Consider the following 9,401-nt stretch of genomic DNA (forward strand, 5'->3'; position numbering starts at 1 on the left):
AACTGATAACTCCTCGCTACAACCGTGAGATTGCAGTTTCCATTCTGCCTAATGCCTCTTGGATATTATCTAACGAATTGGCATACGAAAGACGCAGGTAACCATCACCATATTTGCCGAAAGAGGTCCCGGGCAACAGGGCGATATCCGCTTCCTCCATGAGATAATCAGCGAGTGCTTCACATGAAAGTGGCAGTTGCGTAACGTTAGGAAAGACATAGAAGGCACCGAGCGGTTTGATACAACTGATCCCTTCAATGGCATTCAGCCCATCTACAATTGCGTCACGTCGCTTCTGAAATTCCGAAACCATCTGTGTAACAGAGGCTTGTTGCCCTGTCAGTGCCTCTATCCCAGCGAGTTGTGTGAAGGTAGCAGTACAGGAATTGGAATTAATAGTTAGCTGGGTGATTTTATCAGCGATTGCTTGGGGAGCAATACCGTATCCCAACCGCCATCCTGTCATTGCGTAAGTTTTAGAATGCCCTTCGATCAGAATTGTCCGTTCCTTCATACCGGGCAGACTGAGAACGCTGTGGTGTTTACCTTCATAGAGAATACGTGAATAGACTTCGTCTGTCAACACATAAAAATTGTGTTTCTGTGCGAGTTCTGCGATTGCGTCCAGGTCTTCAGCGGTTAACGTGCCCCCTGTAGGATTTTGCGGTGAGTTGAGAATCAGGAGTTTCGTTCGATCAGAGATCGCAGCTTCAAGATCGTCAAGCCTGAATCGGAAATCCACCTCTTCACGAAGGGGTAACGGGACGGCTTTTCCGCCGATGAAGTCGATAACAGATTCGTAGACGGGGAACCCCGGTTCAGGATAGATAACCTCATCCCCCTCATCAATTAACGCTAAAATAGTGAAGAAAATAATAGGTTTCGCGCCCGGTGTCACTGTGACTTCGTCAGGGTGTATGTTAACACCGCGCGTTTCCGTTATATGTTGTGCGACAACCTCACGAAACTCCGGCACACCAGCAGACGGGCAGTAGCCGGTATGCCCGTCCTTCATCGCTTTGTATGCTGCCTCAATAATATTAATCGGTGTTGGAAAATCTGGCTGTCCTATTTCCAAGTGAATAATGTCTTTGCCCTGTGCCTCTAACTGTTTGGCTTTAGCTAAGACTTCAAATGCGGATTCCGTTCCTAATCGACTCATCCGCGTTGCGAATGTGGATACTTCCAAAATTATACCTCGCTAATGGTTTTCAGTTTTCAGTTTTCAGTTAGAGAGATGTGGCGCGGAAACCGTAAAGTTACTGTAATCACCACAAAACCTTAACTGAAGGCCGATGACTGAAAAGGATTTTTTGAGAAAAAATCCGTACTGACACCTATTACTTTGCTTGCATTATAGCTCCGGTGGAACTCGCTATCCACACGTTTTGTCCGTCAAGCACAAAAACTTTGACTAATTTTTCCTTGGAATTTTCCAGTTCCCAAGTATCACCACCATCACTGGTGCGTAGGATGGCACCAACGCCGAAGTCGCCACCAACAGCCCAACCGTTCTTCTCATCTGCGAACCCAACACTTCGTAGTGTTTCTTCTGTGCCACTGGTTTGATCTGTCCATGATTCGCCGCCGTCACTGGTATGAAGAATTACACCATTTTCACCAACAGCCCACCCCATTGACGCATCAAGGAAAAAGATGTCTTCAAGGATATCCTCTCTGTTGGTTTCTTGTGTGACCCACGTCTGTGCACCATCCGTTGTTTTCTGAATCAAGGCATGTTGCCCCTGTGTACTCGGACTCACGCGGACCCCGGCAACCCATCCGGTCTGCTCATCAAGAAATTGAATGGCGTTGTACATATTTGCGTCATCATCGCCAACTGCCCCGAGTTGCCCCCCTTGAAGCACTTTCCATGAGCGCCCGCCATTTTTCGTAGAAAGGATGGTGTCACTTTCTCCTACTGCGTACCCGGCCTCTTTATTCACAAAATAGATGCCTTTAAGTCCGTTACCGACCTTACTGGTTTGCAGTTCCCAGTCTCTACCATTATCGGTCCCGACTATGGTCCCGTTTGCGCCGACAGCCCAACCATATTTATCATCGAGGAAGTACACTTCTGCTAAATCGGCAGGGATTTTGATTTCCGATTTTTGCCACGATTTACCACCATCCATCGTATATCCGATGAAACCTGGATTTTCAAAGTCTTCAAAGGAGGCGGCACCGACCACCCAACCCGTACTCTTGCCCGTGAAAGTGATTGACATGTAATCCCGAACTTCTGGATCACGTTCTTGTAAAATGCTCCAATTCCCTAACGCCGGTAGAACGGTTCCTAAAATACCGAGGGTCGCGAGCAGTATTATTCCCGTCAGTAGGCGTGACTCAAGCCTGTTCATTTTTATTCTATCTCCTTTTTTCATAAAAATATATGTTAATAGCAGATTGTTTTGGGTGAAGCTTGCATATCCCCAAAAACTTGCCTCACAGAGCGTGATGCAGCTTAGCAAGTCAACGACCCGCTAATAAAATTATAATATAACCTTGAATTAGAAATTAAGTCAACAAATTTTTCCCAAGCACCCAAGGGACTGAAACGTTGAAAAAGGTAAATTAAGAAACCTACTTCGCAACGATTAAAGTTCCGGTTTTAAAACTCTCTCCCACCTGAAGTTGGTAGACGTAAATGCCGCTTTCCACGATCTCACCAGATTCGTCGTGTCCATCCCAAATCAGCTCCGTTTCACCCGGTAGTGCGTTCAAAGACTTAACGAGCATTCCGTCAATGTCAAAGATGAGAACTGTGAATTCACCTGAAGCCTCTTCCAATGTGCGCGCAGGGAAGACAACCCGATTGAAGTCTTCGTCTGGAGAAAGCGGTGTAAAAGGATTCGGATAGGGTTTGTCAAAAATACGAAGCCTTTTTTCCAAGGGGATGGATTCGTTATTTGCCTCGTCAATAGCGATGACCGCATAAGTAAAACTCCCTATAGGTAGCTGGCGGTCGTCAATAAATTTATATTCTGTTTTTAACTCATTGATTTCTGTAAGCGTGGTAAGTCCCTCGGTAATTCGGTAGGTTGTTACATCACGACTGACGCTCGGTTTCCACAACACCTCGACCCCATCGCTTGAAGGGATAATGCTAAGCATCGTTGGTGGCTCCGGTGCAGCCGTATCCGGTGATACATTTACTGTTTGTATCGGTGAGCGTTCCGACTGCAAGAAAAGCGTTTTGTAAGCGGTAATCTGATAGGTATGGTTTCCGGGAGAAACGTTTACATCGCGAAACGTCGTCGAGGATCGGTTTTCGACCTGAATCGTAGAATCGTCCTTGTCTCTGTAAATGAGATAACCGTTGACATCTGAATCCGTTGATTTCTGCCAACGGAGGGTCACATCGTTTTCTCCGGTTTTATCGGCTTCAGCGGTGAAACCTATAACTGGATCGGGCGGCACATTCGGAATAACCTGTAAGGTAAAATCGTCGTTGTTGAGTTTTCCGTCTGCCTGCCCGGGTCGGATGAATTCACCGATGGGACCGTCTTGAAGGTTGCGAAGCCGCGCTCTGAAAACAGCCTCAGGGATCAGTGTATTGGGTGTCTGACACTCAAAGGTAATTTCATAGAGTGAGTTCTGAAAATCAACGATAGCATCTGCGAGTTCAACGCGTAGCACACTTCCGCCTGAGACGACAGCCCTTGCTACAATTTGGTTACCATCCCGCGAGATACCTCTGAAAAAGGAGGATTCGGTCAGAAAACCTCGTGGCATTGTGATTTCAATCGTTTTAATTTCTTCACCTGGCTCCGCCAACGACCGGTCAATTACAAGCGTCACGAGCAAGGGCACGGTTGAACTTGCAGGCACAATGCCTTCCTTTTGCCCTACGACGTTAATTTCTCCAACGGAGGTCACTGCTCCATAACCGTTAGCAGAAACCAAGAGCAGGCTACCGATAAATATCAAAGCAATAAATGTGTTTTTCATTTTTGTTAAGAGTTGTCAGTCCTTAGAGTAACAGATTCAGAGAGAACCGCTGTGTTGTATTGTTTTGAAAATTTCCACTGAGCAGTTGAAACCCATAATCGATCTGGAGGGCAGTCCCACTGATTGGAAGTTTAGCACTTCCACCGAAACTTAGGGTCGTTGCTGAACTGCTCCCGCTTTTCACACCATAACCGCCACGAACAGCAACGGATCTGTTCAACCAGACTTCTATGCCTGTGCGTATATAAATTTCGCCATTGCGAGACGCTACCTGAAAACTCCCAAGACTGCCTCTTAACAAGTTGCTGACTGCGGCACCTTGTGCACTCATCTCCGCGATGGACGCAAGTTTGTACGCCAAACCCGCCCGAATGTTTAACGGCACTGGATCTGTTTGGGTGTCGGATATGCTCATATCCGCAGGGAGCAAGTTCTCTATGGATGCCCCAAGACTCAGACTCTGAAAAGGTTTTGCGATTACGCCGAGATCAAAAGAAACGGCTGAACTGGAGGTATTGACGAAATATGGATTCTCTGCGACGAATTCGTTTGCCTCGTCAAAAGCAGTGCCGAAGAGTTTTAGATTCGCACCGATTGCGAATTGTTTGAAAAGCGCATTTCCATAAGAGAGGCGCAACGTCTGCTCACGATACACTTCGGAGTCCTCTGCTAAAACACCGAGACTGGCGCCAATTGCCCCCAACCTCCCGAATGGGAGAATGCCACTGGCAGTGTTGTAAGTGATAAGTCCATTAAAGCGTTGTGCGTGTGTCACACTGAAGTGTATATCATTAATATAACCCAATCCTGCGGCGTTGTAATCCGCAGCGTTACTATCATCGGCAAGTGCGACAAACGCTCCGCCTAAACCTAACGGTCTCGCGCCGACACCAATATTATTGAATGTAGCAGCGGCGACCGCAGGAAAAAGCAATACAATAAGCAACATTAGACAGAATATATGCTTCAATTTTCTAATTTTCCTCGTATCAATTCAATGGAATTCGGGGTTACAAACCCCTCCCACTTTAATTCAGTCCACCTATCATCGGGACAAAACGGACAGGAATAATCTCAGTGGTTTCGAGAGATAATCCTGAATTCTCATCGGTTTGGCGTCCTTTTTGAATTAAAAGGAGATTTTGCTCGGAACCGCCGACAGGGATTACCATCCTACCGCCGGGTTTGAGTTGCTGAATGAGTCGCTTCGGCACGTTCGGAGGTGCTGCCGCGACAAGCACAGCATCATAAGGGGCGTGTTCTTGCCAACCGTAATACCCATCTCCTTTTTTGAGATGAACGTTCCGATAGTCGAGTGCCTCTAATCGCGCTTTCGCACTTTTGACCAGTCCGGGTATAATCTCAACGGAATAAACCTCTCTCGCCAATTCTGCCAGCACCGCTGTTTGATAGCCACACCCCGTTCCGATCTCAAGAACTTTTGAAGTTAGGGTGAGCTGAAGCAAATCCGTCATCAATGCCACGATATAGGGTTGCGAGATCGTTTGATCACAATCGATCGGTAACGCCCCATCCTGATATGCCACATTCAGATACTGCGGTTTTACAAACAGATGCCGCTCCACCTTCCGCATAACAGCGAGGACTCGCGGATTGTGGATGCCACGCGCTTCAATCTGATTTCGAACCATTTTGCGACGTAGTGTCGTGTAGTTCTTGGCGAAGAGCATCTTTTTAGTAGTGGTCAGTCGTCAGTACAGATTTTTTTCAAAAATCCTTTCAGTTTTCAGTCAAGAGATGTTCGTTTAACTGATAACCGATAACTGACAGCTGACGCCTATTCCACACTTATATGATAAGGCATGAGCAGAAATAATCGATGTTTCCTGATTATATTTAGGAGTCTCGCGGTGGTGCTCAAGCCACCGTACTGTGTAATAAACTGCAGCCGAGACTCAGTCTCCACATCTTTATCCTCCGTGCGCAAGTTTCCTACAGAGGAGACCTGTGGAACACTGTTCTTAAAGGAATTCGGGGTTACAAACCCCTCCCGCAATAACGAGATTAACGGAAGTCCGAGGTTGTTGAGTAGTTGTGACATCCATGTCTTTTTCGGAAATTCGACGACCTCAACTGATTTTCCACCCAATTCTGCGTGCTCTCGCGCGATTGCGATAGCGAGGCTTAAACCACCCAACTCGTCCACAAGTCCATTCTCCTTTGCTTGTCTACCTGACCAGATGCGTCCTCGCCCCAGTCTATCTACATCCTCGACTGTGAGTTCGGTCCGCCCGAGCGCCACCTTTTTAACGAAATCGCCATAAATCTCTTTAATCTGTTTCTGGACGATCGCTTTTTCAGCAAGTGGATAGTCCCCGTAATCTGTGTAAAAATCAGCGTGCTCTCCCCGTTTGAGGATCTCTTTACGGATGCCGAGTTTTTCATAAAGCCCTTTGAAACTATACTTACCGCCAACAACGCCGATAGACCCCGTAATTGTTCCAGGTTCAGCAACGATCACGTTCGCGGGCGCAGCGATGTAATACCCACCTGATGCCGCCACATTCCCCATTGACACCACGAATGGTTTCACCTCTTTGAGTTTTATCAACTCACGCCATATAATATCAGCGGCAACAACAAGCCCACCGCCACTGTCAATTCGCAACACAACTGCTTTTATGGAATCGTCGTCTTTTACCCACTTGATAATATCTGTAATTGTGTCCGCTCCCATCACCTGAGTGCCCATTAAGGGATCGACGAAACTATCACCCGTCAACATCAATCCTTCAGCCTTAATGATTGCGATCTTCGGTTTTGGCACCTGCCACTCTTGTGGGGACAGTCCACTTCTTAGGTATCCACTCAGCGGCACTAAATCGGTTTTGGCATCAGTGAGTTCAGTCACAACATCATGCAATTCATCTTCATAGACGAGTCTATCCACCAGTTCAATCGCAAAGGCTTGACGTGCTGTGTAAGGTCCAGCGTCGATACGTTCTTTGACGTTTTCACGCGTCCATCCACGTCCGGTTCCGATTGCCGTTACGAGTTGTTCATAGAGGTCATCCAAAATGATGTTTTGGATCTCGCGGTGTGCTTCGGACATTTCGCGCCGAGTGAACGCCTCGGATGCGGATTTATATTCACCGAAATGCTCAAGATCCGCCCGAATACCGAGCATGTCTAACGCGCCTTTGTAGAAGGAACGCTCCGTGCGTATACCAATTAACCGGACCTCAGCAGATGGATGGATCAGAATACCGTCACACACAGACGCGACAATATAGTCGCCAGTGGAACAATTAGAGAGATAGCAGAGCACAATACGGCCAGACTCCCTAAAATCCAAGATGGCATCTGACATCTCTTGCAGCTGCGCAATACCGTAACCACTTCCGTTGATGCGGACAAGAACCCCAGCGACATCGTCATCCCATTTTGCGATAGGTAGGACCCGTTGGATGGAGCGCATTGGTAAGTCAAGGAACGTCCTGCGGCGGGGCAGCGGTTTGGCTATCGGTGCATTGGAAAAATGAAAATAGCCAACACCCGACCATGCTTCTCGATTGTTGTCAAAGGCGTTCCCGGTTCCAAATCCCCAATTTCCGATATTTACACCGAAACGCACATCAAAGCTCAGGTCGTTATTTACGGTGCCACGGAGCATGAATTCGCGAATAGGACGGACCTCCAAAGCGTACTGGAGTTCTACACCCTCAATACCTTGCGTTTTCTGCATGTCAATTGAGAGCGTTGCGCGCCAGGTTCCCGGACGGAGTGCTACCCCTAAATCGTAAGTACGTCCGAGTTTTTCTCCAAGCAATTTAGGACGATTGAGATCGCGTGCCGTTGCGCCAATCGAGAAATAACGTCGTCGATACATTAAACCCATGGAGAGCGAACGGAATCTGTCATATCCCGTATTGTCCGAATTCATCCAACTATAACTCGTTCCCCAATAGAGTGTACTTCCGAGGTGATACCCCCCCGAAAATGTATAGCGCGTGAAATCGGTATCGGCATCGGCGGTGCCGAATTCTATACCGAAACCTGCGCCTGGGACAGCAAGAAAGAACGCATCGTCGCCAGCCCAATCGCTTTGATATGTTCGGAGGTAGTATAAATTCAGGCCGCGTCCCGCGGCAAGTCCGGCTGGATTAAAGAAGGTAGCGAGGGCATCATCGCTCATAGCAATGGAGCTTGAAGGCAAGTGGGTACGCGCCTTTGGCGGCGCAGCGACACACAATGTGCTTATCCCACAAATGAACACTGCGGAGATAACATTTCTACCGATATGCCCTAAATGCTTGCGAAATAAAACTGGAACCATTTTTTTATGGCACTGATAACTGATAATTGATAACTTTTATAGTAGCATCCGTAATTACTGTTACACCAGATTCGTGCGGTTAGAAACTGCCCCTACCGGGGGTGTGCAGATATTTTCTTCGGGCTTTACTATAATAAAACTGATAACCGAAAACTGACACCTATAAAATACCACAAAATCGTAAGGATTGCAATGGAAACACCAAAACCTATGCGCGTCGGGCATATTGCGGAAACAATTCGTCATGAATGTCGCTACATTGCTGGAGATGGGTCTGTCGTTCGGTGTCTGCAGTGTCAACCATTGTCGGGAAATACATTCCCGCGCCCGTTTCAATGTTATATCCGCCTGCCGAATGGACGCTTAAGTACTGATGCAGCGTTTCTAAATCCGGTTCGGTCGTGCAATGTTGCGTGCAATTCATCGTGAACATCCGCCGTCGGGTTCCGCCTCCAAACGCTGCATGATAGGTGTCATGGTTGAAAATCACGACATCACCGGGTGTGCTTTCCAAAGCGATGCTGGTCGGAAAATCACGCGGATGGATACCGTATAACGCCTCTGATTGATTTGGGTCAATCTTTTCCGCTCTGACAAAGTGTGCGGGGTTTTGGCTGCCGGGAATGATACGTAAACATCCGGTGTCTTTCGTCAAGGGATCGAGGTAAAACGCCACCTTACACGCGAAGAGGCATCCCCAACTGCCATCCGGATGCCAACCGGTGTCGCCGGTGTAATAGTTCCCGTCGCCGCCAGCGTAGTTGAAGTCTTTACCGATCACACCCCCAATGAGTCCTTTAACCCGTTCATCGTCGAGCAACGTGCAGAGGCGAGGCCGATGTTCAATCGGGCCCCCGAACATTGTGCGGCGTGTTCCATCATGATCTTTGCCGCCCCCACATTCTTGGATTGATATTTCAAATTCTTCGATAATCCATTCCATCTCGCTTGGGGCAAACATGCCGGGTATTGCAAGATAGCCGAAGGTATTGAAAAAATTCACCTGATATTCTGTCAATTCCATATTTTTAACTATTGCTCCTGGGCTGTGCTCCATTACATTACGCACAGGTTTTTGGCTAATTTCATGCTGCATTCAAGGCGGTAACGATTTTTAATAGAAGAGTATGTCCGACTATTCCCAGCGCGCCCA

General features: G+C 47.6%; 7 protein-coding genes. All 7 read right to left on the reverse strand.

Annotated features, from left to right (window positions below; all coding sequences use genetic code 11):
• Positions 1-16: 16 nt before the first annotated feature.
• The 7 genes from F4X88_09190 to F4X88_09220 all read right to left on the reverse strand — a co-directional run bounded on the left by F4X88_09190 (position 17) and on the right by F4X88_09220 (position 9,272).
• On the reverse strand, positions 17-1,162 hold the full coding sequence (locus F4X88_09190) for a pyridoxal phosphate-dependent aminotransferase (GenBank protein ID MYA56456.1): 1,146 nt from the start codon (positions 1,160-1,162) through the stop codon (positions 17-19).
• Positions 1,163-1,340: 178 nt separating this feature from the next.
• On the reverse strand, positions 1,341-2,384 hold the full coding sequence (locus F4X88_09195; protein ID MYA56457.1) for a hypothetical protein: 1,044 nt from the start codon (positions 2,382-2,384) through the stop codon (positions 1,341-1,343).
• A 199-nt stretch (positions 2,385-2,583) separates the two neighbouring features.
• Positions 2,584-3,951, reverse strand: a complete 1,368-nt coding sequence (locus F4X88_09200) for a hypothetical protein (GenBank protein MYA56458.1) — start codon at positions 3,949-3,951, stop codon at positions 2,584-2,586.
• A gap of 22 nt (positions 3,952-3,973) precedes the next feature.
• Positions 3,974-4,885 (reverse strand): PorV/PorQ family protein, encoded by a 912-nt coding sequence (locus tag F4X88_09205; GenBank protein ID MYA56459.1) that lies wholly within the window; start codon positions 4,883-4,885, stop codon positions 3,974-3,976.
• Positions 4,886-4,979: 94 nt separating this feature from the next.
• On the reverse strand, positions 4,980-5,642 hold the full coding sequence (locus F4X88_09210) for a protein-L-isoaspartate(D-aspartate) O-methyltransferase (GenBank protein ID MYA56460.1): 663 nt from the start codon (positions 5,640-5,642) through the stop codon (positions 4,980-4,982).
• 107 nt (positions 5,643-5,749) lie between these two features.
• Positions 5,750-8,248 carry a signal peptide peptidase SppA gene (sppA, locus tag F4X88_09215; protein MYA56461.1) on the reverse strand — a complete coding sequence of 833 codons (2,499 nt, stop codon included), beginning with the start codon at positions 8,246-8,248 and terminating at the stop codon, positions 5,750-5,752.
• 208 nt (positions 8,249-8,456) lie between these two features.
• Positions 8,457-9,272 carry a phytanoyl-CoA dioxygenase family protein gene (locus F4X88_09220; GenBank protein ID MYA56462.1) on the reverse strand — a complete coding sequence of 272 codons (816 nt, stop codon included), beginning with the start codon at positions 9,270-9,272 and terminating at the stop codon, positions 8,457-8,459.
• Positions 9,273-9,401 lie beyond the last annotated feature (129 nt).

Source organism: Candidatus Poribacteria bacterium, assembly GCA_009839745.1.
GTDB lineage: Bacteria > Poribacteria > WGA-4E > WGA-4E > WGA-3G > WGA-3G.

What these genes read in the sequence shown, in the direction of transcription:
- F4X88_09190 (MYA56456.1), bottom strand. Translation starts at nt 1,162, where the DNA reads ATGAGTCGATTAGGAACGGAATCCGCATTTGAAGTCTTAGCTAAAGCC.
- F4X88_09195 (MYA56457.1), bottom strand. Translation starts at nt 2,384, where the DNA reads ATGAAAAAAGGAGATAGAATAAAAATGAACAGGCTTGAGTCACGCCTA.
- F4X88_09200 (MYA56458.1), bottom strand. Translation starts at nt 3,951, where the DNA reads ATGAAAAACACATTTATTGCTTTGATATTTATCGGTAGCCTGCTCTTG.
- F4X88_09210 (MYA56460.1), bottom strand. Translation starts at nt 5,642, where the DNA reads ATGCTCTTCGCCAAGAACTACACGACACTACGTCGCAAAATGGTTCGA.
- sppA (MYA56461.1), bottom strand. Translation starts at nt 8,248, where the DNA reads ATGGTTCCAGTTTTATTTCGCAAGCATTTAGGGCATATCGGTAGAAAT.
- F4X88_09220 (MYA56462.1), bottom strand. Translation starts at nt 9,272, where the DNA reads ATGGAATTGACAGAATATCAGGTGAATTTTTTCAATACCTTCGGCTAT.